The following is a 24,255-nucleotide window of genomic DNA, read 5'->3' as shown; positions in this document are numbered from 1 at the left end:
CCTCCCCACCCCGGGCCCGGGAGAGGAGGACGGGGGGCGGACCCGCCGGTGCCCATCCGCACCGGTCGGCCCGCCTGCCCGGGTGACCTCAGAAGGTCAGCTTCCAGCTGTTCAGCGTGCCGCTGTCCGCCGAGTAGACGTCCTGGACGCGCAGCTTCCAGGTGCCGTTGGCGACCTCGCTGGAGGCGTTCACCGTGTAGGTGGTGTTGACGTTGTCCGCGGAGTCCGAGGAGCTGGAGGACTTCAGCCGGTACGTCGAGCCGTCCGGGGCGACGAGGTCGATGACCAGGTCACCGCGGTAGGTGTGGGTGATGTTCACACCGACCTGGAGGGCGGAGGGGGCGTTGCCGGTACGGCCGGTGACGCTGATCGGGGACTCGATCGCCGAGCCGCCGTCCGGGATGGCCACCGAGCCGGTGCTGGAGAACACGGTGCCGGTGCCGCCGGAGCCGCCGGTGACCGCCTGGACGGTCTTGGCGGCGTCGGCCAGACCGGCGCCGCAGCCGCCGGTGCAGGAGCCGGGCAGCGCACGGGCGTTGGTCTTGATGGCCGACTCGATCTGGGCCGGGGTGAGCGAGGAGTTCGCCGACTTCATCAGCGCGACCAGGCCCGCGATGTGCGGGGTGGCCATGCTGGTGCCCTGGTAGTAGGCGTAGGACTCGGTGGACGGCGTCTTGGTACCGGAGTTCAGCGTGGAGTAGATGCCGTTCGCGGTGCCGGTGCTGGTCTGGCCGCCGGGGGCCGAGATGTCCACCAGGGAGCCGTAGTTGGAGTAGCTCGCCTTGGCGCCGGTGCGGCTGGTGGCCGCGACCGAGATGACGTTGTTGCAGTTGCCCGGCGAGTGGTTCGCCACGTTGTCGTTGTCGTTGCCCGCGGCCACGACGACCGTGGTGCCGCGGTTCACGGCCGCGGTGATGGCCGACTGGGTGGCGGAGGTGCAGGCGCCGTCGCCGCCGAGGCTCATGTTGATGACCTTGGCGACGTTGGTGTTGGCGGGCACGCCGGAGACGGTGCCGCCGGACGCCCAGGTGATGGCGTCGATGATGTCGGAGTCGTAGCCGCCGCACTTGCCGAGCACGCGGAGCGGGGAGATCTTGGCGCCGTAGGCGATGCCCGCCATGCCCTTGCTGTTGTTGGTGGCCGCGGCGATGGTGCCGGCCACGTGGGTGCCGTGCCAGGAGGAGTTGCTGGCCGGGACGCCCGTGCCGCAGTCGCCCGCGTTGTACCAGTCGCCCGGGTCGGCCGGGTTGGAGTCGCGGCCGTTGCCGTCCACCGACACCGCGGTGTCGGAGATGAAGTCGTAGCCGCCGACGATGTTCGCGGCGAGGTCGGAGTGGGTGACGTAGCCGGTGTCGATGACGGCGACGGTGACGCCGGTGCCGGTGGTGGTGGTCCAGGCGCCCGGCACGTTCATGCCGGCGGTGGCCTCGAACAGGTCCCACTGCTTGGCGTAGTCGGTGTCGTTCGGGTCGGCCTTGGCCTTGTTCAGGCGGTCCGGGACGACGTAGGCGACCTGCGGATCGGCCTGGAACTCGGCGATGACGTCGGCGACGTCCGTGCGGGTGAGGTCCTCGCCGAGGTCGACCAGGGCGGCACCGGTGCCGAGGCGGCGCTGGAAGTCGAGGCTCTCGCCCGCCTCCTTGCCCTTGGCGACGGCGTCGGCCTCGGCGGCCTTGTTGGAGGTGGCCTCGGTGGCGCCGGACTTGTAGCCGACGATCAGACGCTCGGCGGGGGCGCCCGGGGCGGCCTCGGTGCGGGCCGCGAGGTCGGCGGAGGCGGCCGGAGCGGAGCCGTCCTGGGCGACGGCGACCGTCGCGGTGGCGGCGGTGAAGAGCGCCGCGGACACCGCGGCGGCGGATATGAGTCTCCGGCGGGTGGAGGGAGAAGTACGCAAGGGCTTGCCTTTCGTGGCCGTACTCCGGGCACGCGGAGCGGCGGTCGAGCGCTTCTTCGTCGAAGCGGTGGGGGCTGTTCGAAAAGCGAAAAGCGGTGGCCGGCCAGGCGTGGTGCACCGACCCGTCGTGGGGGTTACCTGTGGGTCAGCTGTGCTGGAACGATAGGGAACGGGACGTGGGTAGGGGTACAGGGGAAACCCTTGATCAGGCCGGAAACCCACCCTCGCCGTAGGGCACTTGAACAGGGATGCACCCTTTGGTCCTGGCTTGGAGCGCGCGTTCGCGGCGGGCCGTCGGCGCGATGCGCGCCCTCACCCTCGGCCGGTGTCCGACGCCCCGATCCGGCCGACGTGGGCCTCCCCGGCGGCCATGTTCCAGCCGTCCCATCCGGCCGACGCCGAGAGCTCGAGCCGCCTCGTTCCGGCCGGTAGTGAGCGCCGGGGCCACGCTCGTTCCGCCCGGTATTGAACGCTGGGGCCGCGCTCTGCGTACTGCCCTCGGAACCCCGTACGCCCGACGAGCCGGAGGAGGCCCGCATGCCCGGCGCCCCCACCACCGCGGCCACCCCCACGGCCGCGGCCCCCACCAGCGCCGCCCCCGGCAAGGCCCCCGCCCGCACCGGCACCGCGACCGCCCCTCTCCCCGGCGGCACCACCGGCAGACCCCTCGCCCGCGCGGGCGCCGGTGCCGCCGTCGCCCTGCTGCTTCCCGCGCTGGCCCTGGCCGGGTCGGCCCCGGCGCACGCGCACGGCGCGCCGACGGACCCCGTCTCACGGACGGTGGCCTGTTCGCCCGACGGCGGCGCACGCGCCGGTTCGGCGGCCTGCCGGGCGGCGGTCGCGGCGAACGGCGGGCCCATCGCCGCGTGGGACAACCTGCGGCTGCCGGACGTCGGCGGCCGGGACCGGCAGACCGTCCCCGACGGCCGGCTGTGCAGTGCGGGACTGCCCGGCTACCGGGGCCTGGACCTGGCCCGCGCCGACTGGCCGACGACCCGGCTCAACCCGGGCGGCACGATCACGGTGTCGTACGCCTCGACGATCCCGCACGCCGGGTCCTTCAAGTTCTTTCTGACGAAGCCCGGTTACGACCCGACGCGGCCGCTCACCTGGTCGGACCTGCCGGAGCGGCCGTTCGCCGAGGTCCGCGACCCGGCGCTGACGGACGGCGCCTACCGGATGCGCGCGACGCTGCCGTCGGACCGGACCGGGCGGCATGTGCTGTACACGGTGTGGCGGAACAGCAGCACGCCGGACACCTACTACTCCTGCTCGGACGTGGAGTTCACGTCGGCCGCGAAGCCGGCGAGGCCGACGCCGACAGCCGCGGCCGAGGGCGCGTCCGAGGCAGGATCCGGGAAGAATCCGGCCGGCGCCGCGACGAGGACGCCCGGGGCCTCCGAGCCTCCCGCGGCCCGGACGCCGGCGACCGCGGAGGAAAGCTCCGGGACGGTGAAGGACCCCGCGGACGTGAGCACGCGCCGGCCGGTCGACGCGACACCCGTCGCACAGGCCGAGTCCGGGCCCTCCGCCCCCTGGGTGGCGGGCGGTGCCGCCGGTGTACTGCTGCTCACCGGCGGCATCACCCTCGCCCTGCGACTGCGCCGCGGAGCGTGAACCAGCCCTGGAAGGGGCTCAGTTGACGAACACCACCGCACCCGCGGCGGTCACCGGGGCGTACTTCGCCGAGAAGTAGGCGCTCGCGAAGCAGAGGGACGAGCCGGACACCTTGCCGAAGGGCTGGGCGGCGAAGGCGATGCTGTTGTCGGTGTTGCTCGCGGTGCCGGTCAGGCCGGGGCCCTGGTAGACGCAGGTGACGGAGCCCAGCAGGGTGCGCAGCCTGACGGTGGTGCGGACGGAGGAGCCGCTCGGCGGGGTGACCGTGACGACTCCGGCGGAGGTCACCGTGGTGTCGTAGGGCAGGTTCTCCACGGTGATGCCGGTGACTCCGGTGACCCCGGTGACGTTGCTGGTGCAGCTGTCGAAGGTGTGCGCGGCGAGCGACTCGGTGGCGGTGCCCGGCGCGGCCGGGTTACCCGTGACGGTGGCCGAGAACTGCGAGGCCGTGCAGCGGACCCCGCTGGTGCCGGTGGCGCTGGAGTAGAACGTGGCGGCGGTGCCGGAGGACAGGGAGGCGGTCAGGACGTCCCCGGCGGCGACGGGTGTGCCGCCGAGCCCGCCGGTGGTCAGCACGGGTGTGTCGGCGGCGCCGGCCGGGGCGACGGCGGGCAGGGTGAGCGCGGCGACGGCCGCGGCGAGCGTGAACAGGGTGCGAGTACGCATGCGGGTGCCTCTTCTCCGAACGGGGGTGGCGGCCGTGCCGGTCCGGGCACGCGGCCGTGCCGCGGGGACGGGCCGGATCCGGCGCCACGGATCCGGACGGAGCGACGGAGCATTCCGCAAGTGGGTGACGCTCCGTCAAAGTCAATGCTGTAAAGGCAAACTGACTGGCCGTCAATAAATGCGCGGACACCATTGACCCCCGCAAGTAACCGCCGGTAACTTCCTGGTACGGCCACTGCGGACCGCGAGAAAGCCCTTGCGGCCGCCGGGAGTCGCGAGCGGGCGTACCGCCGTGGCCGTAGTCCGCGCCAGGACACCGCGCCACGGAAGACACCCCGCATTCACCCGCACCGGGAGCAGTCATGGCCTCGTCCTCGGACCACACCCCGCACTCCGGCCCCACACCGGAGCCACCGGAAAGCGATTCCACCGCGGCGTCCGGCGCGAGTCCGGCCGTCCAGGGCACGGAAAGACGCGGCCGGGTGCGGTTGCGCCGGGCCGCCGTACCCGCCATGGCGGCGGTCGCGGCCGTCGCGGGCATGGTGATCCTCACCGCGCAGGGCGCGCTGGGCGTGCAGTTCGCGATCTCCGGCATGCCCTTCACGGTCACCGCGACCGAGCTGCGGGGCACCGGCTTCGAACAGTTCGGCGGGCTGGACAACATGGCGGAGGGCAGCCCCAACGCGGGCGACACCGGCGGCCAGGTGCTGATCGTCACCTCCGTGATCAAGAACGCCACGCTGTCCGATCTCTGCCAGAGCGTCGACCTCGGCGGTACGAATCTGCTGATCACGGCGGGCAGCGGCGCCGAGAAGGTCACCGCGACCGATCTGGCGACCGACTCGACCCAGCTGTCGGGCGACGCCGACTTCCGCGGCATCGAGATCGGCAACGACGCCAGCACCCTGACCAAGGGAGGGGTGCAGGGGCCGATCGGCGTGTTCAGCCAGCAGGCCGACTCCGTGCGCATCACCGGTCTGCGGCAGACCAACTACGCCACCACGGCGGCCGTGTTCAGGCTGCCCGGCCTGAACCTCCGTTTCAGCGACTCGGGTTGCTGAGCCGGTGACCGGCGAACGTCGGGGCGGTGGGCCGAGGGCCGTGCAGGCCGGGCGTCGCGACGCCGCCGAGATCCGTCGGAAGGGTCCCAGGGCCGCCTTCCGCCGCTGGCGGGGTACCCGGCCCTTCTGGGGCGGGCTGCTGCTGGCACTGGCCGGGGCGGAGATCCTGCTGACCATGAAGGCGTCGTTCGAGGTCGTGCTGCATGTCGGGATGCAGGGACTCGCCGGGTATCTGCTGCCGGTGCTGATGGTGCTGTGCGGGCTGCTGATCCTGTTCAGCCCGGCCCAGCGCCTGTTCTACTCGCTGACCGGCCTGCTGCTGTCGCTGGGCACCTGGGTCACCTCGAACCTGGGCGGCTTCCTGCTGGGAATGCTCCTCGGGGCCACCGGCAGCTGTCTGGCCTTCGGCTGGCTGCCCGACCAGGAACCGCGCCGCGGTCGCGGGCGCCGTCGCCGCGCGGCCGCCGCCGTGCGCTGAGCGGAAGGGGCCGCGGGGAGAGGTGTGCGCACCTCGCTCCCCGCGGCCCCCGTCCGTCCGGCGGGCGGGATCAGCCGAGGCCGGCCGACTTCAGCCAGGCCTTGGCCACGTCCAGCGGGTCCTTGTTCTCCAGCTGCACCTGGGAGTCCAGTTCGAGCAGCGTCGCGGTGTCGAGCTTGGCGGAGACCGCGTTGAGCGCGGCGACGCCCTCCTCGGACAGACCGCTCTTGTAGACCAGCGGCGTGACGTTGGCGAACCCGAAGAGGTTCTTCGGGTCCTTCAGGACGACGAACTTCTCCTTGGTGATGGTCGGGTCGGTGGTGAAGATGTCCGCGGCCTGCACGGCGTTCTTCTTCAGCGCCGCCTGGGTGAGCGGGCCACCGGCGTCCAGCGCCTTGAAGGACTTGAACTTCAGGCCGTACTCGGACTCCAGGCCGACCAGGCCCTGGTGACGGGTCTGGAACTCCGGGGACCCGCCGATGACCAGCTCGGGCGCGGCCTCCTTGAGGTCGGCGAGCGAGGACTCCGCGGTCAGGCCGTACTTCTTCGCGGTCTCGGCGTTCAGCGACACCGAGTCCTTGTCCTCCGCGGGCGAGGACTCCAGCAGCGTCAGCCTGGGGTCCAGCTCGGCCTGGGCCGCGGAGTTCACCGCCTCCGCGGACTCCTGCGCGGCCTTGGGGTCGAGATAGGCCAGCAGCGAGCCGTTGTACTCGGGCAGCACGGTGATCGTGCCGTTCTTGAGCAGGCCGTACGTGGTCTCGCGGCTGCCGATGTTGGGCTTGTAGGTGACCTTGATGCCCTTGGCCTTCAGGGCCTCGCCGTAGATGTCGGCGAGCAGGGTGCTCTCGGCGAAGTTGTTGGAGCCGACGACGACGGTGTCACCGGCGGGCTTGTCCCCGCCGGCGAGCGGGTTGTCGTCGGTGCCGTCGTCGGACGAGCCACAGCCCGCGACGAGCACCGCCGTCACGGCGAACAGGGCGGCGGCCGCACCGCGGCGTCTCGGACTGGTCCAGCTGCTCTTCACGATTGCAGTCACAATTCCCGTTCCGGGCTCGGAAGTTCGATGGGCAGATCTGGGTGTTCACGACGGGTGTGCGGGGTGCGGCCCGCGCACCCCCATCGATCCAATCCAGCGGCTTCTCGGTGAGTCAAGAGCGTCCAGATCACCATCTGGCTTCGAAGAGTGACCAGTTGTGATTGAGGGATGAACGAAACGTCATCGCACGATGGCTGGTTGTAACGGACTCTTGATGGGACTCGACCGATCCGGCCCGTCAAATGGCGGTACCCTCCCGGAAGTTGGCATGGACCACAGCTGCCCCTCGGGCCTCGCCGTGCCCCGACACGCCCCGAAGGAGGCGCCGTGTCCCCGAACGAGCGGAGCGTTCTGCGCGGCTTCGCCGACCGGTGGCCGTTCCGCCGCAAACTCAACGTCCTGCTCGGCGTCCCGCTCGCGGTCATCGCCCTGCTGCTGACGTATCTCGTCACCGATCTGCTCCAGGAGTCGCGGCGGGCACGGGAGGCGGCCCGGCTGGTGCGCGACAGCACCCAGGTCGCCCGGCTGGTGGACCGGCTGGAGGCGGAGCACCAGCAGGCGATCCTGCTGTCGGTGCGGCACGAGGCCGCCGAGGGCGTCGCCCGGCCCTCCACCGCCGCCTACCGCGAGGCCCAGGCCGTCGTCGACCGGCAGCTCGACGAGGTGCGCCGGACCTTCGGCGGCCGGCTGCCGCTGACCGAGTCCCAGGCCCTGCTCGAGGTCGAGGCCCTGGACGGGTTGCGCGACACCGTCGAGCGGGGCTACCTGCCCGCCGAGAACATCGACCCGGCGTACGCGGGCGCCGCGCAGGGGCTGATCGACGGGCTCGGCCTGAGCCGCGACTCCGTGCTCGCCGCCACCTTCACCGGCGGCCTGCTGGACTCGCTGCTGCGCGCCGGGGCCGCCCACGGCGCCTTCGAGACCGGGGTGTTCGCCGCGGGCACCCGCGACTCCAACGCGCTGATCCAGCTGCTCGGCGCGGTCGGCTCCTACGAGCAGTACACCTACCAGGCCGAGCGGTTCACCCGGCTGGCCACCGAGGAGCAGGCCGAGCGGCTGCGCACGGTCGAGCACAACACCGCGCAGGCCGCCATCGCCCAGCGGTACGCCGAGCTGCGGATCGACCCCAGCGGCCTCCAGGCCGGCGATCTGGCGGAGGTGCGGGCCGCGTTCCGGCAGGCCCTGGCCGACTACCCCGACTACCGCGCCCAGGCCGGCATCCGGCTCGCCGTCACCACCTCGCTGATCGGCGAGATCGCCGACCGCGCCGACGGCGCCTCCGCCGACGCCCAGCTGCGCGCCGGACTGCTGCTGGGTCTCGCCCTGTTCGGCTGTGCCGCGTGGCTGGCCCTGTCGGTCGTGGTGCGCCGCTCCGTCGTACGGCCCGTGCAAGCGCTCACCGGGGCCGCGCGGGAGGTGGCCGAGGTCGCCGGGCGCGAGCTGGCCCGGGTCGCCGACGACGACACCGAGGACGACGGCCCGCCCCGGCTGCGCGCGATGCCGGTCACGGCCCGGGACGAGATCGGGGAGCTCGCGGAGGCCTTCAACCGGGTGCAGACCACCGCGGCCGCGCTGCTGGAGCGGCAGGTGCTCAGCCGCCGCAACGTCGCCGAGATGTTCGGCCACGTGGGCCGCCGCGTCAGCAACCTCACCACCCGCCAGCTCGCCCTGATCGACGCCGTCGAGCGCGGCGAGACCGACCCCGCGCTGCTCGAACGCCTCTACCGCATCGACCACATCGCGGTCCGGCTGCGCCGCAACGCCGACAGCCTGATCCTGCTGGCCGGCCTGCGCGAGACGCTGCTGAACGCCGGTCCGACCGAACTCACCACCGTCGTCCGCGCGGCTCTCGGCCAGATCGAGGGCTATCAGCGCGTCGAACTGCACGCCGGGACCGAGGCGCGGCTGGTCCCCGACGTGACGAGCGACCTGACCCTGATGGTCGCCGAACTCCTCGACAACGCCGTGCAGTTCTCCCCCGCGGACACACCGGTCGAGGTGACCGTCGTGGCCGGGGCGGACGGGGCGACGGTCACCGTCACCGACCACGGGCTGGGCCTGAGCCGCGACCGCCTCGCCGAGGAGAACGCCCGTCTCGTACGGCGTGAGCGGCTGGACCTCGTGCCCACGCGGGTGCTCGGCCTGTTCGTGGTCGGCGCGCTGGCGCGCCGCTGGGGCATCGGGGTCCTGCTGTCGCGCACCCGGGGCGGCGGGGTCACGGCCGAGGTGACCGTACCGGCGTCGCTGCTGGCGTCGACCGGACCGGCCGCGGCACCCGTACCCGGCCCGGCGCCCGCGGTGGCCGCCGGGGCGGCGGCGGCCGGTCCCGCGCCCGGGCCCCGTCCGGCGACGGTGACGGACGGCGACGGCCCGCGGGAGGCCCCGGACGCATCTGCCGGCATTCCACGGGAGACCGCGGCCGTGCGCGAGGACCCGTCGCCCCCGGGCGACCCGTCGGCCCAGCCGCCGCTCCCCCGCCGCGTCCCGCGCCGCCCGGCCCCGGAGGGGACCCCGCTCGTCCCCAGGGCCCGCACCGAGCCGCGTCCGGACCCCGTCGGGGGCACCCCGGACAGCCGCGCCTCCGGCCGTCCCCTGCGCCGCCGGGTCCGGGGCGCGACCCTCGGGACGACCGCCCCGGACACCGGCCGGCCCGCCACGGCCAGGGCGGCGTCCCCCGCCGACGCGGACGCCGTACGCAGCGAGCTGGAGGAGTTCGAGGCGGCGGTGGCACGCGCCCACCACGACAGCGCACGGGACGGCGACGGCGCACAGGACGGCGAGCGCCCCGGCGACGCCGGGAACCGGCCCGACGACGAACGGCACGGCACACAGCGGCACGGCACAGAGCGGCACAACCCCGCAGACACCCCCGCGGAAGGAGCGGAGCAGTGAGCACGTCGACAGACGACACCCCGGCCGAAGGGGCCGGGCCCGAGGATCTGCGGGCGGCCGCGGCGGACTTCACCTGGCTGCTCAACCGTTTCGCGACGGAGACCGCGGGCGTGGTCGACGCGATCGCCGTGTCCTCGGACGGGCTGCTCATCGCGGTGGCCCAGTTGCGCGAACGCGCCCACTCCGAGCGGCTCGCGGCGATCGTCTCCGGATTGACCAGCCTCGCGGCCGGCGCGTCCGGCAACTACGGCCTGGGCGCCCTGAACAAGGTCATCATCGACCTGGAGGGCGGTCATGTGCTGGTCTCCGCGATCGGCGCCGGCGCCGTGCTCGGCGTGGTCGCCGACAAGGGGGCCAAGCTCGGCAACATCGCGTACGAGATGACCCTGTTCGCCAACCGCGCCGGGGCCGCGCTCAGTCCGCAGCTCGTGCTGGAGCTGAAGAACAGCGTCGGCGTCACGCAGTCCGGCTGACGGCCGAGAGGACCTGCATCACCATGGCGGCGGACGACGGCACCCCGGGCGGGCCCCGGGCGGGGGAGGTCCCGCCCGAGCCGGTCGGGCCGGTCGCCGCCGTCCGGCCGTTCCTGGTCACCGCGGGCCGGGTCGCGCCCGACGCCGAGGGGCGGCCGATGCCCGTCGAGACCCAGGTGGTGGCCACCGCCGAGGGACTCGCCGCGCTGGACCGGCTGTCGTTCGAGCGGCACGACATCGTGGCCGCGTGCCGGCGGCCGCAGTCGATCGCGGAGATCGCGGCACGGCTGCGGCTGCATCTGAACGTCGTCCGCGTCCTGGCCGAGGACCTGCGTACGGCGGGCCAGCTGACGGTGCATCTGCCCGACACGGCCGCCGTCCACGACTCGTCCGTCCTGCGCAGGGTCATCGAGGGCCTGCGCGCCATCCCCGACTCCCGAGGGGTACTGCGTGACTCCGACTGAGCAGTCCGGCGGCGCCGCCGAGGGGGCCGCCGAGCGCCCGCCGCTGCCGGTGAAACTGGTGATCGCGGGCGGCTTCGGGGTGGGCAAGACCACCGCCGTCGGCTCGATCTCCGAGATCGAGCCGCTGACCACCGAGGCGTCGATCACCGAGGTGGCGGCGGGCGTGGACGACCTGTCCCACACCCCGCGCAAGACCACGACGACCGTCGCGATGGACTTCGGCCGGATCACCGTCGACCCCACGCTGACGCTGTATCTGTTCGGCACTCCCGGGCAGGAACGGTTCGGCTTCATGTGGGACGACATCGTCGAGGGAGCGGTCGGCGCGCTGGTCGTCGTCGACACCCGCCGTCTGGACGACTGCTACGCGGCCGTGGACTACTTCGAGCACCGCGGCATCCCCTTCGCGGTCGGCGTCAACGCCTTCGACGGGCAGGTCGAGCACGCCCTGGACGAGGTCCGCTGGGCTCTCGACGTCTCCGCGGGCGTCCCGGTCGTGGTGTTCGACGCCCGCGAGCGCGGCTCCGTGCGGGACGCGCTGCTGGAGGTGCTGGAACTGGCCCTGGCCCGGCAGGAGGCGCGGCCGTGACCGTCCCCGCGCAGGGGCGGCCCCGCCCTCCCGGTCACGCCTGGGCGCTTCGCCGCACCCCCGCCGAGACCGTCAGCCGGCCGGCCGCCCAGAACACCGCCAGGGTCACCAGGGCCAGGCCCGCGACCAGGGTGGCGCCGCCGACCACCTTCTCGTAGTCGCGCTGGTAGAGGCCGTCGATGATGTACCGCCCGAGGCCGCCGAAGCCGACGTACGCCGCGATGGTGGCCGTCGACACGATCTGCACGGCCGCCGTGCGCAGCCCGCCGAGGATCAGCGGCAGGCTCTGGGGCAGTTCCACCCGGAGCATGATGTCCGTCTCGCGCATGCCCATGCCGCGGGCCGCGTCCACCGGGGACGGGTCGACCGAGCGCACGGCCTCGTACGTGGTGACCAGGATCGGCGGTACGGCGAGGACGACCAGCGGGATCATCACCGGAGCCATGCCGAAGCCCAGCAGCATGGTCAGCAGCACCAGCAGACCGAAGGTGGGCAGGGCGCGCCCGGCGGTGGCGATCAGGGCGAGGACGTTGCCGCCGCGGCCGTAGTGGCCGGTGACCAGGCCGACCGGCAGGCCGATCGCGGCGGAGAGGCCGAGGGCCTCCAGGGTGTAGCCGACGTGCTCGGCCACGCGTGTGGGGATGCCGTCGTAGCCGTGCCAGTGGGTGCCGTCGCCGAAGAAGGCGTTCGCGAAGTCGAGAATGCTCACGGGGCGTCCTCCTTCACGGGCGGCCTGCGGGTGGCGCCTCCCTTGGACGTGGTGTCTCCCCCGGATGTGGTGCCTCGCTCGGAGGCGGTGCCTCTCCCGGAGGCGGTGCCTCGCGGCATCCAGGGGGTCAGCAGCAGCCGTACGCCGACCAGCAGCGCGTCGATCAGGACCGCGAGGACGGCCATGGTGAGCACGGCGTTCCAGGCGAGCTCCGGCCGGTTGTAGATGGCGGCGTCGTGCAGCAGGTTGCCGAGGGCGCCCTGGTTGCCGATGAGCATGCCGACGCTGACCAGGGAGATGCTGGAGACGGTCGCCACCCGCAGCCCGGCGATGATCGCGGGCACGGCGATCGGCAACTGCACCTGCGCGTAACGGCGCAGGGGTCCGAAGCCCATGGCCCGCGCGGCGGCGAGGGTCTCCGGCGGCACCGAGCGCACACCGTCGACGATCGCGGGGACGAGCACGACGAGGGTGTAGACGGTGAGCGGGATCATCACCGTCAGCTCGGTCTGGCCGGTGTAGTCGATGAGGACGACGAAGAACGCCAGCGACGGGATGGCGTAGAGCACGGTCGTCACGGCCAGTACGGGCGGGTACAACCACCGCAGCCGTACGCACAGCTGGGCCAGCGGCAGGGCGAGCAGCAGTCCGGCGAGGACGGGCAGCAGCGCCTCGCGCAGATGCAGCCCGATCAGGCCGGCCCAGCTGTGCTGGAGGTCGCTGGGGATGTCGAAGAAGCGGTTCACCGGGCGGCCTCGGCGTCGGCGTGGGCCGCCTTGCCGGAAGCGCTCGTTTCCCCGGACCGGCTCAGGGGGACGCCGGCGCCCGCCGGTCCCGGGCGGCCCGCGGCGTGGGCGCCCCGGATGGCCTCCCCGATCACCGTCTGCGAGACGACCCCCACGGCCCGCCCCTCCGCGTCCACGGCCACCGCCCAGCCCGTCGGCGAGAGCACGGCACAGTCCAGGGCCGCCCGCAGCGAGTCCTCGCCGGAGACGAACGGCCGCCCGTACGACAGGAGTCGCGCGGGGTCGATCTCCCCGGCGGCCAGGTCGCCGGGCTCGCTCCAGCCGAGCGGCCTGCCGTCCAGGTCGGTGACGAGCAGGTAGGGGAACTCCCCGGTGGCGCGGGCGGCGAGCTGCTCGGCGGTGGAGTCGACGGCCACGACCGGGGCGGAGAGCAGCTCCAGTCCGGCGGAGCCGAAGAAGGACAGCCGGCGGATGCCGCGGTCGGCGCCGAGGAAGTCCTCGACGAATGCGTCGGCGGGCTGCGAGAGCAGCTCCGCGGGCGGCGCGAACTGGGCCAGGCGGCCGCCGGTACGCAGCACGGCGACCATGGTGCCGAGCTTCACCGCCTCGTCGATGTCATGGGTGACGAAGACGATCGTCTTGCCCAGTTCCGCCTGGAGACGCAGGAGTTCGTCCTGGAGCTGCTTGCGCACCACGGGGTCGACGGCGGAGAACGGCTCGTCCATCAGCAGCACGGGCGGGTCCGCGGCCAACGCCCTTGCCACGCCGACGCGTTGCTGCTGGCCTCCGGAGAGCTGGTAGGGGTAGCGGCGGGCCAGGGCGGTGTCCAGGCCGACACGTTCCATGAGTTCGCGGGCGCGGTCCCGGGCCTTGGCCCGGCCCCAGCCCAGCAGACGGGGGACGGTGGCGATGTTGTCGAGGATCGTGCGGTGCTGGAAGAGGCCGGCGTTCTGGATGACGTAACCCATGGACCGGCGAAGGGTGTTGACCGGCTGCTGCCGGATGTCCTGGCCGTCGAGGAGGATGCTGCCCTCGGTCGGCTCGACCATCCGGTTGATCATGCGCAGGGTCGTCGTCTTGCCGCAGCCGGAGGGGCCGACGAGGACGGTGACCGCGCGGTCGGGTATCTCCAGGGAGAGCCGGTCGACCGCCACCGTGCCGTCCGGGTACCGCTTGGTGACTGCGTCCATCCGTATCAAGACGGGGGTGCCTTCCGGTGGTTGGGCGGTGGGGGGCGCTGCCCGGAAGTCTAGACGGAGGGTGTTGCGGGGTGTGGCTGGTCTTTCGCGCAGTTCCCCGCGCCCCTTGAGGGGGGTGTCGTCGCGTGGGTGTCTGCGGGTTCGTCGTGGTTGTTCGCGCAGTTCCCCGCGCCCCTTCAGAGGGGTGGTCGTCTAGGGCGTCAGGGGGTTGGGCGGGCCAGGGGTAGGCCTGGCCGGGGCGTCGTCCGGTGCGTCCGCGCGCGAGCGCAGTCGGGCCGCCAGGACGGCCACGTCGTCCTCGGCGTGACGGGCGTCGAGCCGGGTGAGGACCGACTCCAGGACGGCCTCCACGTCCGGCTCGCCGACGAAGCGGAGCCGGGCCAGCCGGTCGAGGGACCGGTCGATGTCCTCGCCCCGGTGCTCGACCAGCCCGTCGGTGAACAGCAGCAGGGTCTCGCCCTGCCCGAGCCGGTAGGTGCCCGCCTCGTACCCGCCGAGCCCGGTGCCGAGCGGTGGCCCGACCGGCACGGGCAGCAGGGTCGTCTCGCCGTGGGCGTCGATCACGGCGGGCGGCAGGTGCCCGGCGCTGGCGAGGGTGATCTGCCCGCGCGCCGGGTCGACACGGGCGATCAGACAGGTCGCGGGACGGCGGTCCGGCTCGCCCGAGACGATGTCGTCGAGTTGGCGCAGCACTCGGTGCGGGGGCAGGTCGGCGGAGGCGATGTAGCGCAGCGACTGCCGGTAGGCGGTCATGTCCACGGCCGCCTCGACGCCGTGTCCCATCACGTCGCCGACGACCAGCAGGGTGCGGCCGAAGTGCAGCCGGACGGTCTCGCACCAGTCGCCGCCCACCAGGCTGCGCCGTCCGATGGGCTGGTAGCGGATGGCGACGTCCAGGTTGGGGTGCGGGCGGCCGGGTTCGGCGAGCAGGGCGCGCTGGAGGTCGCCGACGATCCGGCTGATCCGGGCGTGTTCGCGGGCGTGCCGCAGATGGGAGGCGGCCCGCTCGGCCAGCAGCTGGAGGAACTCCGCCTCCGGGCGGGTGAAGGGCGCGGCGTGGCGGCCGCAGACCAGCATGCCGAAGCAGGCGTCGCCGGTGGCGACCGGCACGCACAGCGCGGGCCGGACACGGCCGCCGGGTGCGGCGCCGGCCCAGCCGCGGCCCTGCCCGACGTCCTGCGCCGCCACCGCGGCCACCCAGCGGGGGTCGGGCAGCAGGTCCGCGTCGCCCCGGACCGCCTCGTACCGAGGCGTGCTCTCGGCGGGGGCCGTCAGCAGCGCGGCCGCGCAGCCGGCGTACCGGGCGGCCGCACGGGTCAGCTCCTCCCTGGTGCCGTCCTCGTCGAGCGTGGTGCCGATCCCGGCGAGCGCGTCCCGCACGGCCGCCGTTCCCGTGGGTACCCCCGGCGCGGCCGTCGTGCCGCTCTCCCGTTCCCGGCTTTCCCCGCGCCGCCGACGGCCGCCGGAGAGCACCCTTCCGGGTCTTCGGGGCGCGTGCATCCAACGCGGGATACTGAACACCCTAAAAGGGTTGCAAACCGGAACTAAAAACGCATAAGAGTGCAGGCTGCGTGGCAAGGCGCCCGCGCGGGCAGAACGGTCGTGGGGGCGGATACCGGGCCTCGGACCACACGGCGACTCCGACGACCGAGGCGTCGGCTCCTCCGGCCGAGGCCACACCACGACGCCCCCACCGCTCCCCTCCCCCTGTCGTACCCCCTGCTCGCCCCGTCCCTCCAGCGCTCCCGTCCCGCTGCCGTACCTCCTGCCCGCCCCCGTCCCCCACAGGCCCCGCCCTGCCTCACCGACCCCGCCCGACCCCGCCTGGACCCCGGCCCCTCCCGGGCCCGGGCCGGGCGGGTCACCGTGTCGCCCAGCCGCCCGCGCCGCTTTCGCTGCGCGACACCGTGGCGTCATGCCGGGCGGGGACCTTTCGGTCGTCCCCCTCCCCGGGTGCCCTCCCCCAAGGTGCGCCTCCCCCGCCCCGTTTGTCTTCGTCCGCCCCGCGTTCCCCGCGCGGGCGGGACGCGGAAGGACGACGTACGCCGTGACCCTGCCGCTCACCGGGCCTCCCCCCGCCCTCCCCGCCCCCGTCCGCTCACCCGCCTCCGCCCGCGCCCTGCGCCTCACGCTGAGTCTGCTGCCGCTGCTGCTGATCGCCGCGTGGGCGGCGGTCGACCTGCGCACCGTGCGCGAGGGCACGGCCCGGCTGGCCGCCGCCGACCCCGGCTGGCTGCTGGCCGCGTCCCTGTTCACCTGCCTCGGCTGGGTGGCCGCCGCCTGCGTCCGCCAGGGCGCCGTACCGGAGCGGCTGCCGCCCGGCCTGCTGCTGGCCTCGCAGTTCGCCGCGGGCGCCGCGAACCATGTCCTGCCGGCCTCCCTGGGCGCGCACGCCGTGACCCTGCGCTTTCTCCAGAAGCGCGGCGTCCCGCTGGCCCGCGCGACCGCCTCGCTCGCCCTGTACTCGCTGGTCAGGCCCATCGCGAAGACGGTCGTCCTGGTGGTCTTCGTGCTGGTCGCCCCGGACCTGCTGCGATTCGGCGACCTCGTCCCGGACAGCTGGGCGCTGCTGCTGACCGCGGGCGGCGCGCTGGCCGGGCTGGCAGCGGCCGGGGTGATCGTCGCGGTCGTACGCCCGCTGCGCCGGCCGGTGGCCGGCTTCCTGCGCACCGCCCTGAGCGACGCGCGGTTGCTGCACACCATGCCGGGCCGGTATCTGCCGCTGTGGGGCGGAGCCGCCGCGACCCCGCTGCTCCAGGGCAGTGTGATCGCCTGTGTGGGGTTCGCGCTGGGCCTGCCGCTGTCGTGGGCGCAGGTGGTGCTGGCCCTGCTGGTGGCGAGTACGGCGGTGGGTGCCGTGCCCGCGCCCGGCGGCATCGGTCCCGTGGACGCGGCGCTCGTCTTCACCATGGCCGCGTTCGGCGCCCCGGTGGGCCTGGCCACGGCGACCGTGATCGGCTACCGCGTGCTCACGGTCTGGATCCCCCTGCTGCCGGGCGCCCTCGTCCTGTCGGCCCTGGTCCAGCGCAAGGTGCTCTGAGGCCCGCCCGGCTCACCCCGTCGAACCCGGCCCTCTCACGCCCGACCGGTCCCACCCCGCCGCCACGAACCCCGTCTCCAGCTCAGCCACCCGCGGCCGCGCCGCCACCGCCCGCACGGCCACCGCCGCCGCGTGGCCGGCGCCCACCGGTACGTCGGACACGCTCCAGCCCTCGGGGCCGGGCCCGGCGTCCGTCCCGCCGAGGTAGTCGGCGTCGAGGGGCCGCCCGAGGCCCGTGCCGAGGCCTTTGAGATAGGCCTCCTTGCGGGCCCAGACCCGGGTGAACACCGCCGGGGCGAAGCCGCTCTCGGCGATCTCCCGGCGCTCGTCCGGATGCAGGGTGCCCGTCAGCCCGGGGACGTCGGAGGCGGCCGGGTACGGCTCGACGTCCACACCGACCGGCTGCGCGGCCAGCGCGATCAGCACCCGGTCGCCGCCGTGCGAGAGCGAGAAGTGCGGTGCTCCGAGCACCCCGGGCCTGCCGTGCGGCGCGCCGCAGCACGGACAGGGCTCCCGGAAGAAGGCGACCTCGGCGGGCGCGACCCCGAGGCGCGCCCCCAGCAGCCGCCGCAGGGCGACATGCGCGGCCCCGTAGCGCACCCGGTCCGCGGCGTGGCGCAGCCGCTCCAGCCGGGCCCGCTCGTCCGCGTCGAGTTCCCGTGTGTCCACGGCGGACTCGTCGAGCGCGCCCACCCGCAGCGACCACAGCCCGACGGTCTCCCCGGTCATCGCCGCAGCCCGGCGTCCACGATCTTGCAGACCTCGGCCAGCCGCTCCTCTGCGTCGAAGTAGAAGTGCCCGCCGTCCAGGACGTTCGTCTCGAACGCCCCGTCCGTCTCCGTGCGCCAGGAACGCATCGACTCGGCCGGCACATGCGGGTCGGCGTCCCCGACGAGGGTGACGACCGGGCACCGCAGCGGTGGGCCGGGCCGGTACGTGTAACCGGCGAGCAGGGTGATGTCCGAGCGCAGCCAGGACAGGGCGATCCGGATCATCTCCGGGTAGGCCAGCAGCTCCTGGGCGAGTCCGCCGAGCAACTGGAGCTCGGTGACGAGTCCTTCGTCGTCGTACTCGGCGAGCCTCGCCGCCAGATCGGTCTCCTGGGCGGCCGAGGGGGCCTCCCGGGCGGACACGAACAGGGCCGCGGGCGACGGCCCTTCGCGCTCCAGCCGCCGCGCCGCCTCGAACGCGAGGACCGTCCCCATGCTGTGCCCGAACAGGCCGAACGGTCTGCCGTCGCCCAGCGCGGCCAGCAGTTCGTCCCAGGCGCCCGTGAGGATCTCGTCCACGTCCCGGGCCGCGGGCTCCGCGATGCGTTCCTGCCGACCCGGGTACTGCACGACCAGCGTCTCGGTGCCCGTACCGCCCAGGGACCGGGCGAGGGTGCGGTAGTAGCTCGCCGAACCCCCGGCGTGCGGAAAGCAGATCAGCCGCTGCCGGGGCTCGTCGAGCGGGAGGTAACGCCGTATCCACGCACCCGAGGGCGCCATGCCCGTGCCCTCAGCTCTCGTCCGCCGCCAGCTTCAGGGAGATCGAGTTGATGCAGTACCGCTGATCCGTGGGCGTGGGATACCCCTCCCCTGCGAACACATGGCCGAGGTGCGACCCGCAGCGGGCGCACCGCACCTCGGTGCGGAGCATCCCGTGCGAGCGGTCCTCGATCAGTTCGACCGCGTCCGTGTCGCGCGGGTCGTAGAAGCTCGGCCAGCCGCAGTGCGAGTCGAACTTCGTGGCGGAGGTGAACAGTTCGGCGCCGCAGGCACGACAGGAGTAGACGCCCTCGGTCTTGGTGTCGGTGTACTCACCGGTGAACGCGGGCTCGGTGGCGGCCTGCCGCAGCACGGCGTACTCGGCCGGGGTCAGCTCCGCACGCCACTGCTCGTCCGGCTTCTCGACGTCGTACGACATGAGCCCTCATTCCTCACTCAGACGGGGACAGACGGTCCAGGATGCGCGGGCCGAGGTCGGTGACATCGCCCGCTCCCATGGTGAGAACGAGATCGCCCGCCTTCGCCATTCCCGCGACGACACCGGGCACCTCGGTCTTGTCGTGCACGGCGGTGACGTCCGCGCCCGCCGCCCGCGCGGCCTCGATGATCAGGTCGCTGGTCACCCCGGGGATCGGGTCCTCGCGGGCCGGGTAGATGTCGAGCACCACGGAGGCGTCGGCGAGCGCCAGCGAGGCGCCCATCTCCTTGCCGAGCTCCTGGGTGCGCGAGAACAGGTGGGGCTGGAAGACGACGAGGATGCGCGCGTCCCCGGCGGCCGCCCGCATCGCCTCGAGGTCCGCGGTCATCTCGGTCGGGTGGTGGGCGTAGGAGTCGATCACCTGAACCCCGGCCGCCTCGCCCTTGAGCTGGAGGCGGCGCTTCACACCGGTGTACGCGGCGATCGCGGGCGCGAGCTCCGCGGCCGGGATGCCGAGCGCCACGCCCGCGGCGAGGGCGGCGACCGCGTTGTGGGCGTAGTGCCGGCCGGGCACGGAGACCGTGAAGGTCAGCTCCTCGCCGCCGAGCACCACGGTGACCTCGCTCCTGAGGCCCTGCGGGACGACGGACAGCACCCGCACATCGGCGTCCCGCGCCTCGCCGTACGTCACCGTGCGCACCGACCCGTCGAGCCGCCGGGTCAGCTCCCGCGCGCCCTCGTGGTCGGCGTTGATCACCAGCGTGCCGCCGGGCACGATCCTGGCCGCGAAGGTCTGGAAGGACTCGTAGATCTCGTCCATGGACGCGTAGTTGGCGTGGTGGTCGAGCTCCACGTTGAGGACGATCGCGACCTCGGGGGCGTACTTGTGGAAGCTGCGGTCGCTCTCGTCCGCCTCGGCGACGAAGATCTCGCCCGTGCCGTGCAGGGCGTTGGAGCCGGGCGCGTCCAGGTCGCCGCCGATCGCGTACGAGGGCTCGCGGCCCAGCGCGGTCAGCGACACCGCCAGCATCGAGGTGGTGGTGGTCTTGCCGTGGGTGCCCGCCACCGCGATCGGCCGCAGCCCGTCCATCAGCGCGGCGAGCGCGTCGGAGCGGTGCACCACCGGGACGCCCAGCTCCGCCGCGCGGGCCAGCTCCGGGTTGTCCGCGCGGATCGCCGAGGACACCACGACACAGCTCGCGTCGTCGGCCAGGTGCTCCGCCGCGTGCCCGATGTGCACGGTGGCCCCGAGAGCCCGCAGCGCCTGCGCGGTCTCCGACTCCTTGGCGTCGCTGCCCGCCACCCGCGCCCCGCGCTGCGCCAGGATCTTCGCGATCCCGGACATCCCGGCACCACCGATACCGATGAAGTGCGGTCGGTCCATGGCGGTAGGAATGCCGGGTGCCATGCGTGATCTCCCAAGATGCGGTGCGTACGAGAGTGGAGCGGACCCAGCCTATTGCCTGCCGCGACCGCACCGGGCTGAGGGGCGCGGGCGCCGCACCGGTACACGGCTCCGCCGCGTGGCGGCCGCGACCGGCCTCGCGCACGCGCGCCTGTCTCCTCGATCTGCGCGGCAAGGCCGTGCCGCGCCCCGGCCCCCGCCCACGGGTGCCCCGGCCGCCGGGCGGGCGGCGCCTACGCCTTGCTGTGCGAGAACAGCTTCAGCACCGGCACCCCCACCTTGTGCCGGGCCCGGGAGGCCCAGTCCCGGTGGAAGAACTCCTCCACGTAGTGGGGGTCGGTCAGCACGATGACCTCGTCGGCCCCGATCTCCCCCACCAGCCCCTTCAGCGCGTCCAGCGGATGGTCGTCGACCAGCCGCCCCTCGGCCGGGGCCCCGGCCGCCCGCAGCGCGGCGAGCGAGACCTCCAGCGCCTTCTCGCCGACGGTCATCGCCTCGTCCCCCTCCGGCGTCTCCCCCTCGCGCACCGCCTCGTCCAGTTCCCCGAGGGCGATGTCGTCGATGGCGCGCAGCAGCCGGTCCGCCTGCTCGCCGCGCGGCTGGAGGAGTACGTGGAAGGAGACCTGCTCCTCCCCGTGCAAGGTCGTGACGAACTCCACGTCGGCGGACGTCAGGGCCTTCTCGATCATCAAAACGCTTGTGAACACCAGCGCCCCTTCTTGTTCGAGGGCCTTGTGGGCCCTCCGTCCTGCGTGGGCCGTGCGAGGCCCTGCGGAAACCATCCTGCCCCGTGATCGCACGGGTGCTGCCGGTCCTAGTGTGCCCAGCGGAAGCTAAACGGAACGGTAGATTCCGCCGATTTCACGACCGACGGTAGCGACCGAACAGGAACCCGGCCTCTTCCAGCAGGGACACGAGTTCGAAGCGGCTCGGTACGCCGACCGAGGGGCCGCCTGCGATGCGCTGCGCGTCGCCCGCGGTGAGCATCGGGGAGATCGTCAGACACAGTTCGTCGAGCACGTCGGCGGCGATCAGCTGGCCCAGCAGCCGGGGGCCGCCCTCGGTGAGGATCCGGGTGTACCCGAGTCCGGCCAGCGCCTCGACGGCCCGCGCGGGCTCCACCCCGCGCCCGTCCCCGGCGATCAGCACCCGCGCCCCGGCCCGCTCGGCGGCCGCCACCCGGTCGGCCGGCGCCTCGGCGCCGGTGAGGACGACGGTGGGGACCAGCGGGGAGGTGAACAGCGGGAGCGAGAAGTCGAGGTCCAGGCTCGCGGAGACCACGGCGACCGCGGGCGCCGGCCCCTGTCCGGCGGCCTCGCGCCGGGCCGCGAACTCGGCACGCGCGCGTGCCGGGCGGTAACCCTCCTGGCGTACCGTTTCCGCACCGACCAGGACCACATCGGCGAGTGCCCTCAGGGTGCCGAAGATCCGCATGTCAGCAGGGCAGGAGATGGGCTGGGAGCGGCCGTCGTGCTGGGCGGCGCCGTCGAGCGTGGAGACCATGTTGCCGCGCACCCACACCCGCGGTCCGCCGGGCCCGGTCTCCGGACAGGCGTAGGCCGCGGCCAATTCGGCGAGGCTCCACTCGCGGTCGCCGACGGGTCCGGCCCCGCCCTCGCCGGAATCGGAACCGGCGCCGGAGGCGGAAGCGGCGGCGGTGTCCGCGGCCCGGTCGGCCGCACCATGGGTCCCGGGAGCCCAGGGCCCCTCGGGACCGCCCCCTTCACCGTGGGCCTCAGGAGTCCCCCGCGGGGCCGGGGCTGCTGTTTCGTCGGTCACAGGGAACAGGCGTCGCATACCACGCAGTGTTCCACGCACCCCGGGCCCTGCCCGGCGGATCGCGACGGCGTCGCGGGGGCCTCACACGCACGCCCCCGGCGGCGCTGTCGCTGGTCCCCGCCCACAGGCCCGTCGCGCCGTACACCCTCCGGGCACCCGCCCGGAGACCTCCCGCAGGCCCGCCAGGATCGGGCTCGCGCTGCGGCGGCCCCCCTCGCACCACCGGGGGCCGCGGCTCCCGGCCCGGCCCCGCCCCCCGGACAGGCTCTAAGCTGGGGAACCGTGTCGTCCTCCACCACCGCCTCCGGCGTCGACCCGATAGCCGACGCGGCCCCGCTGTCCCTGTGCGCCCGCGAGCCGCATGTCCCCGCGGACCGGCTCGTCGCCGAGATGGTGCCGCCGCCGCGGTTCGACTCGGTGCGCTTCAGTACGTACATACCGGACCCGAACCAGCCGAGCCAGACCGAGGCCGTCCGGGTCCTGGAGGGCTTCGCGGCCGGACTGGGCGGCGCGCACGCCACCGGCGCCGGCAAGCGCGGCTTCCTGGGCTTCGGCCGGGCCAAGGCGCCCAAGACGCCTGCCGGCCCGCGCGGCGTCTACCTGGACGGCGGCTACGGCGTCGGCAAGACCCACCTGCTGGCCTCCCTGTGGCACGCCACCCCGGCCGACCCGTCGCTGAAGGCGTTCGGCACCTTCGTGGAGCTGACCAACCTGGTCGGCGCGCTCGGCTTCCAGCAGACCGTGCGGACCCTGTCCGGGCACCGGCTGCTGTGCATCGACGAGTTCGAACTGGACGACCCCGGCGACACCGTCCTCGTCTCGACCCTGCTGGGCAAGCTGGTCGACGCGGGCGTCGCGCTCGCCGCCACCTCGAACACCCTGCCGGGCAAGCTCGGCGAGGGCCGGTTCGCGGCGGCGGACTTCCTGCGCGAGATCCAGGGCCTGTCGGCCCACTTCCGGGCCCTGCGCATCGACGGCGAGGACTACCGTCACCGCGGCCTGCCCGAGGCCCCGCCGCCGTACTCGGACGAGCAGGTCACCAAGGCCGCCTACGCCACCCCGGGCGCCTCGCTCGACGACTTCCCGCATCTGCTGGACCACCTCGCCCGCGTCCACCCCAGCCGCTACGGAGCGCTCACCGATGGCCTGAACGCGGTGTGTCTGACGGGCGTGACGCCGACCCCCGACCAGTCGACGGCGCTGCGACTCGTCGTACTGGCCGACCGGCTCTACGACCGCGAGGTACCGGTGCTGGCGTCCGGACTCCCCTTCGATCGGCTGTTCAGCGAGGAGATGCTGAAGGGCGGGTACCGCAAGAAGTACTTCAGGGCCATCTCGCGACTGACCGCGCTGGCCCGCGACGCCAAGCGGATCGTGGAGTCCTGACCCCATAAAGCCTCCCGGGTCAAGGACTCGTTCACGCCATACACCCTCATATCGGCACCTCTTTCCAGCCGGAAACAGCGCGTCGACCCTGCGAACGACGTCGCGGGGTTAACGTGTTTCTTGACCTGCTGTTGACCAATCATTGGGGCGCCGCATACGCGTTCCCATACTGCTCCATGCCGATCCCTGCCGATCCCTGCGGTCTCCGGCGATCCCGGCGGACCCACGGCCTGACAGCCGGAGAGCAGAGCGCCCCCACCACTCTGTCCTGTCCGTCCGACGCGCCCGCCGGCGCGCCAGGAGGAATCGCCCTATGCAGCCCCTCATCGACAACGCCCGCAGGTTCGGACAGCGCCCTGAGGAGTTCGCCGGACTGGCCGCGGGCCAGTCGCCCACCGTCCTGTTCATCACCTGCTCCGACTCCCGGGTCGTCCCGGCGCTGATCACCGGAGCACGCCCCGGCGAGCTGTTCGAGCTGCGCACCGCGGGCAACATCGTCCCGCCGCACGACCCGGCGCGCCCCAGCGCCGAGGCGGCCACCATCGAATACGCGGTCGACGTGCTCGGCGTCCAGGACGTCGTGGTGTGCGGCCACTCGCACTGCGGGGCCGTGGGCGCGCTGGTGCGCGGCGACGACCTCGACGCGGTGCCCGCCGTGCGCGACTGGCTGGCGCAGGCCGCCGGCGACCGCGACCGCGGCCAGGACCCCGCGACGCGGGACGACCCCGCGGTCGCCGACGCCGTGCAGCACCACGTCCTCGCCCAGCTGCTGCGGCTGCGCTCCTACCCGTGCGTGCGCAGAGCGCTGGCCGAAGGCCGCGTGCGCGTCCGCGGCTGGTACTACGAGGTGCACACCGGCGCGGTGCGCGAACACCGTTCCGGGACCGACGCGTTCGAAGCCCTGTGAGGCTCC

23 protein-coding genes are annotated in these 24,255 nt (G+C 73.6%); 10 read left to right on the top strand and 13 right to left on the bottom strand.

Translation table 11 applies throughout. The features are described 5' to 3' along the window. Positions 1 to 88 precede the first annotated feature (88 nt). A complete protein-coding gene (locus ACZ6SQ_RS30050) occupies positions 89 to 1,894 on the bottom strand; it encodes a S8 family peptidase (protein ID WP_469567566.1) in 1,806 nt (601 codons plus the stop codon). Between the two features lie 537 nt (positions 1,895 to 2,431). Here ACZ6SQ_RS30050 and ACZ6SQ_RS30045 point away from each other — a divergent pair. Next, complete coding sequence (locus ACZ6SQ_RS30045; RefSeq protein ID WP_469567564.1) at positions 2,432 to 3,511, top strand: lytic polysaccharide monooxygenase; 1,080 nt, start codon at positions 2,432 to 2,434, stop codon at positions 3,509 to 3,511. 18 nt (positions 3,512 to 3,529) lie between these two features. Here ACZ6SQ_RS30045 and ACZ6SQ_RS30040 read toward each other — a convergent pair whose 3' ends face one another. Next, positions 3,530 to 4,177: a Tat pathway signal sequence domain protein gene (locus tag ACZ6SQ_RS30040; protein WP_469567561.1), complete on the bottom strand. Its 648-nt coding sequence runs from the start codon at positions 4,175 to 4,177 to the stop codon at positions 3,530 to 3,532. Between the two features lie 362 nt (positions 4,178 to 4,539). Between ACZ6SQ_RS30040 and ACZ6SQ_RS30035 the strand changes: the two genes are divergently transcribed. Continuing rightward, positions 4,540 to 5,238 (top strand): DUF6230 family protein, encoded by a 699-nt coding sequence (locus ACZ6SQ_RS30035; protein WP_469567559.1) that lies wholly within the window; start codon positions 4,540 to 4,542, stop codon positions 5,236 to 5,238. A 70-nt stretch (positions 5,239 to 5,308) separates the two neighbouring features. Next, positions 5,309 to 5,716 (top strand): DUF6114 domain-containing protein, encoded by a 408-nt coding sequence (locus tag ACZ6SQ_RS30030; RefSeq protein WP_469567651.1) that lies wholly within the window; start codon positions 5,309 to 5,311, stop codon positions 5,714 to 5,716. 70 nt (positions 5,717 to 5,786) lie between these two features. On the opposite strand, the gene ACZ6SQ_RS30025 is transcribed toward ACZ6SQ_RS30030, so the two are convergent. After that, positions 5,787 to 6,740 (bottom strand): ABC transporter substrate-binding protein, encoded by a 954-nt coding sequence (locus tag ACZ6SQ_RS30025; RefSeq protein ID WP_469567557.1) that lies wholly within the window; start codon positions 6,738 to 6,740, stop codon positions 5,787 to 5,789. A 339-nt stretch (positions 6,741 to 7,079) separates the two neighbouring features. Here ACZ6SQ_RS30025 and ACZ6SQ_RS30020 point away from each other — a divergent pair, with 339 nt between their 5' ends. Genes ACZ6SQ_RS30020 through ACZ6SQ_RS30005 form a run of 4 tightly spaced genes read left to right on the top strand, consistent with a single transcriptional unit; the run spans position 7,080 to position 11,170 of the window. Then, positions 7,080 to 9,644, top strand: a complete 2,565-nt coding sequence (locus ACZ6SQ_RS30020; RefSeq protein WP_469567555.1) for a sensor histidine kinase — start codon at positions 7,080 to 7,082, stop codon at positions 9,642 to 9,644. Further along, complete coding sequence (locus tag ACZ6SQ_RS30015; RefSeq protein ID WP_469567553.1) at positions 9,641 to 10,117, top strand: roadblock/LC7 domain-containing protein; 477 nt, start codon at positions 9,641 to 9,643, stop codon at positions 10,115 to 10,117. Before ACZ6SQ_RS30020 ends, ACZ6SQ_RS30015 begins: the two co-directional genes overlap by 4 nt. 23 nt (positions 10,118 to 10,140) lie before the next feature. Next, the gene (locus tag ACZ6SQ_RS30010) at positions 10,141 to 10,581 is read left to right on the top strand and encodes a DUF742 domain-containing protein (protein WP_469567551.1); all 441 of its coding nucleotides are present in this window, start codon (positions 10,141 to 10,143) and stop codon (positions 10,579 to 10,581) included. Then, positions 10,568 to 11,170 (top strand): GTP-binding protein, encoded by a 603-nt coding sequence (locus ACZ6SQ_RS30005; protein WP_469567549.1) that lies wholly within the window; start codon positions 10,568 to 10,570, stop codon positions 11,168 to 11,170. The genes ACZ6SQ_RS30010 and ACZ6SQ_RS30005 overlap by 14 nt, the downstream gene beginning before the upstream one ends. Before the next feature lie 34 nt (positions 11,171 to 11,204). Here ACZ6SQ_RS30005 and ACZ6SQ_RS30000 read toward each other — a convergent pair whose 3' ends face one another. From ACZ6SQ_RS30000 to ACZ6SQ_RS29985, 4 genes are all read right to left on the bottom strand, one after another. Next, positions 11,205 to 11,879 carry an ABC transporter permease gene (locus tag ACZ6SQ_RS30000; protein WP_469567547.1) on the bottom strand — a complete coding sequence of 225 codons (675 nt, stop codon included), beginning with the start codon at positions 11,877 to 11,879 and terminating at the stop codon, positions 11,205 to 11,207. Next, positions 11,876 to 12,625: an ABC transporter permease gene (locus ACZ6SQ_RS29995; protein WP_469567544.1), complete on the bottom strand. Its 750-nt coding sequence runs from the start codon at positions 12,623 to 12,625 to the stop codon at positions 11,876 to 11,878. The genes ACZ6SQ_RS30000 and ACZ6SQ_RS29995 overlap by 4 nt, the downstream gene beginning before the upstream one ends. After that, positions 12,622 to 13,824: an ABC transporter ATP-binding protein gene (locus ACZ6SQ_RS29990; protein WP_469567541.1), complete on the bottom strand. Its 1,203-nt coding sequence runs from the start codon at positions 13,822 to 13,824 to the stop codon at positions 12,622 to 12,624. Before ACZ6SQ_RS29990 ends, ACZ6SQ_RS29995 begins: the two co-directional genes overlap by 4 nt. 192 nt (positions 13,825 to 14,016) lie before the next feature. Then, positions 14,017 to 15,204: a PP2C family protein-serine/threonine phosphatase gene (locus tag ACZ6SQ_RS29985; RefSeq protein WP_469567538.1), complete on the bottom strand. Its 1,188-nt coding sequence runs from the start codon at positions 15,202 to 15,204 to the stop codon at positions 14,017 to 14,019. Between the two features lie 667 nt (positions 15,205 to 15,871). Here ACZ6SQ_RS29985 and ACZ6SQ_RS29980 point away from each other — a divergent pair. Further along, positions 15,872 to 16,864, top strand: a complete 993-nt coding sequence (locus ACZ6SQ_RS29980) for a lysylphosphatidylglycerol synthase transmembrane domain-containing protein (RefSeq protein WP_469567535.1) — start codon at positions 15,872 to 15,874, stop codon at positions 16,862 to 16,864. A 12-nt stretch (positions 16,865 to 16,876) separates the two neighbouring features. Here the strand turns inward: ACZ6SQ_RS29980 and ACZ6SQ_RS29975 are convergent, their stop codons facing one another. The 6 genes from ACZ6SQ_RS29975 to ACZ6SQ_RS29950 all read right to left on the bottom strand — a co-directional run bounded on the left by ACZ6SQ_RS29975 (position 16,877) and on the right by ACZ6SQ_RS29950 (position 21,974). Beyond that, on the bottom strand, positions 16,877 to 17,593 hold the full coding sequence (locus tag ACZ6SQ_RS29975; RefSeq protein WP_469567533.1) for a 4'-phosphopantetheinyl transferase family protein: 717 nt from the start codon (positions 17,591 to 17,593) through the stop codon (positions 16,877 to 16,879). Continuing rightward, positions 17,590 to 18,354 carry a thioesterase II family protein gene (locus ACZ6SQ_RS29970; RefSeq protein WP_469567530.1) on the bottom strand — a complete coding sequence of 255 codons (765 nt, stop codon included), beginning with the start codon at positions 18,352 to 18,354 and terminating at the stop codon, positions 17,590 to 17,592. The genes ACZ6SQ_RS29975 and ACZ6SQ_RS29970 overlap by 4 nt, the downstream gene beginning before the upstream one ends. 10 nt (positions 18,355 to 18,364) lie before the next feature. Continuing rightward, on the bottom strand, positions 18,365 to 18,772 hold the full coding sequence (gene msrB / locus ACZ6SQ_RS29965) for a peptide-methionine (R)-S-oxide reductase MsrB (RefSeq protein WP_386380868.1): 408 nt from the start codon (positions 18,770 to 18,772) through the stop codon (positions 18,365 to 18,367). A gap of 13 nt (positions 18,773 to 18,785) precedes the next feature. Further along, positions 18,786 to 20,180 (bottom strand): UDP-N-acetylmuramate--L-alanine ligase, encoded by a 1,395-nt coding sequence (gene murC / locus ACZ6SQ_RS29960; protein ID WP_469567527.1) that lies wholly within the window; start codon positions 20,178 to 20,180, stop codon positions 18,786 to 18,788. Positions 20,181 to 20,410: 230 nt separating this feature from the next. Beyond that, entirely contained in the window at positions 20,411 to 20,884 is a 474-nt protein-coding gene (locus ACZ6SQ_RS29955; RefSeq protein WP_386380866.1) for an indole-3-glycerol phosphate synthase, read from the bottom strand. Between the two features lie 154 nt (positions 20,885 to 21,038). Then, on the bottom strand, positions 21,039 to 21,974 hold the full coding sequence (locus ACZ6SQ_RS29950; protein ID WP_469567525.1) for a pyrimidine reductase family protein: 936 nt from the start codon (positions 21,972 to 21,974) through the stop codon (positions 21,039 to 21,041). Positions 21,975 to 22,238: 264 nt separating this feature from the next. Here ACZ6SQ_RS29950 and zapE point away from each other — a divergent pair, with 264 nt between their 5' ends. Then, positions 22,239 to 23,342, top strand: a complete 1,104-nt coding sequence (gene zapE, locus ACZ6SQ_RS29945; RefSeq protein WP_469567523.1) for a cell division protein ZapE — start codon at positions 22,239 to 22,241, stop codon at positions 23,340 to 23,342. A 313-nt stretch (positions 23,343 to 23,655) separates the two neighbouring features. After that, positions 23,656 to 24,249: a carbonic anhydrase gene (locus ACZ6SQ_RS29940; protein ID WP_469567520.1), complete on the top strand. Its 594-nt coding sequence runs from the start codon at positions 23,656 to 23,658 to the stop codon at positions 24,247 to 24,249. Positions 24,250 to 24,255 lie beyond the last annotated feature (6 nt).

It is taken from the genome of Streptomyces sp. NPDC048600, from assembly GCF_055587025.1.
The sequence above is the reverse complement of the archived record's forward strand: the minus strand, read 5'-3'. Positions and strand labels throughout refer to the sequence as shown.

Coding starts and splice junctions, on each gene's coding strand:
- ACZ6SQ_RS30045 (WP_469567564.1), top strand. CDS start 2,432: ATGCCCGGCGCCCCCACCACCGCGGCCACCCCCACGGCCGCGGCCCCC.
- ACZ6SQ_RS30040 (WP_469567561.1), bottom strand. CDS start 4,177: ATGCGTACTCGCACCCTGTTCACGCTCGCCGCGGCCGTCGCCGCGCTC.
- ACZ6SQ_RS30035 (WP_469567559.1), top strand. CDS start 4,540: ATGGCCTCGTCCTCGGACCACACCCCGCACTCCGGCCCCACACCGGAG.
- ACZ6SQ_RS30010 (WP_469567551.1), top strand. CDS start 10,141: ATGGCGGCGGACGACGGCACCCCGGGCGGGCCCCGGGCGGGGGAGGTC.
- ACZ6SQ_RS29975 (WP_469567533.1), bottom strand. CDS start 17,593: ATGACCGGGGAGACCGTCGGGCTGTGGTCGCTGCGGGTGGGCGCGCTC.
- ACZ6SQ_RS29970 (WP_469567530.1), bottom strand. CDS start 18,354: ATGGCGCCCTCGGGTGCGTGGATACGGCGTTACCTCCCGCTCGACGAG.
- msrB (WP_386380868.1), bottom strand. CDS start 18,772: ATGTCGTACGACGTCGAGAAGCCGGACGAGCAGTGGCGTGCGGAGCTG.
- murC (WP_469567527.1), bottom strand. CDS start 20,180: ATGGCACCCGGCATTCCTACCGCCATGGACCGACCGCACTTCATCGGT.
- ACZ6SQ_RS29950 (WP_469567525.1), bottom strand. CDS start 21,974: ATGCGACGCCTGTTCCCTGTGACCGACGAAACAGCAGCCCCGGCCCCG.
- ACZ6SQ_RS29940 (WP_469567520.1), top strand. CDS start 23,656: ATGCAGCCCCTCATCGACAACGCCCGCAGGTTCGGACAGCGCCCTGAG.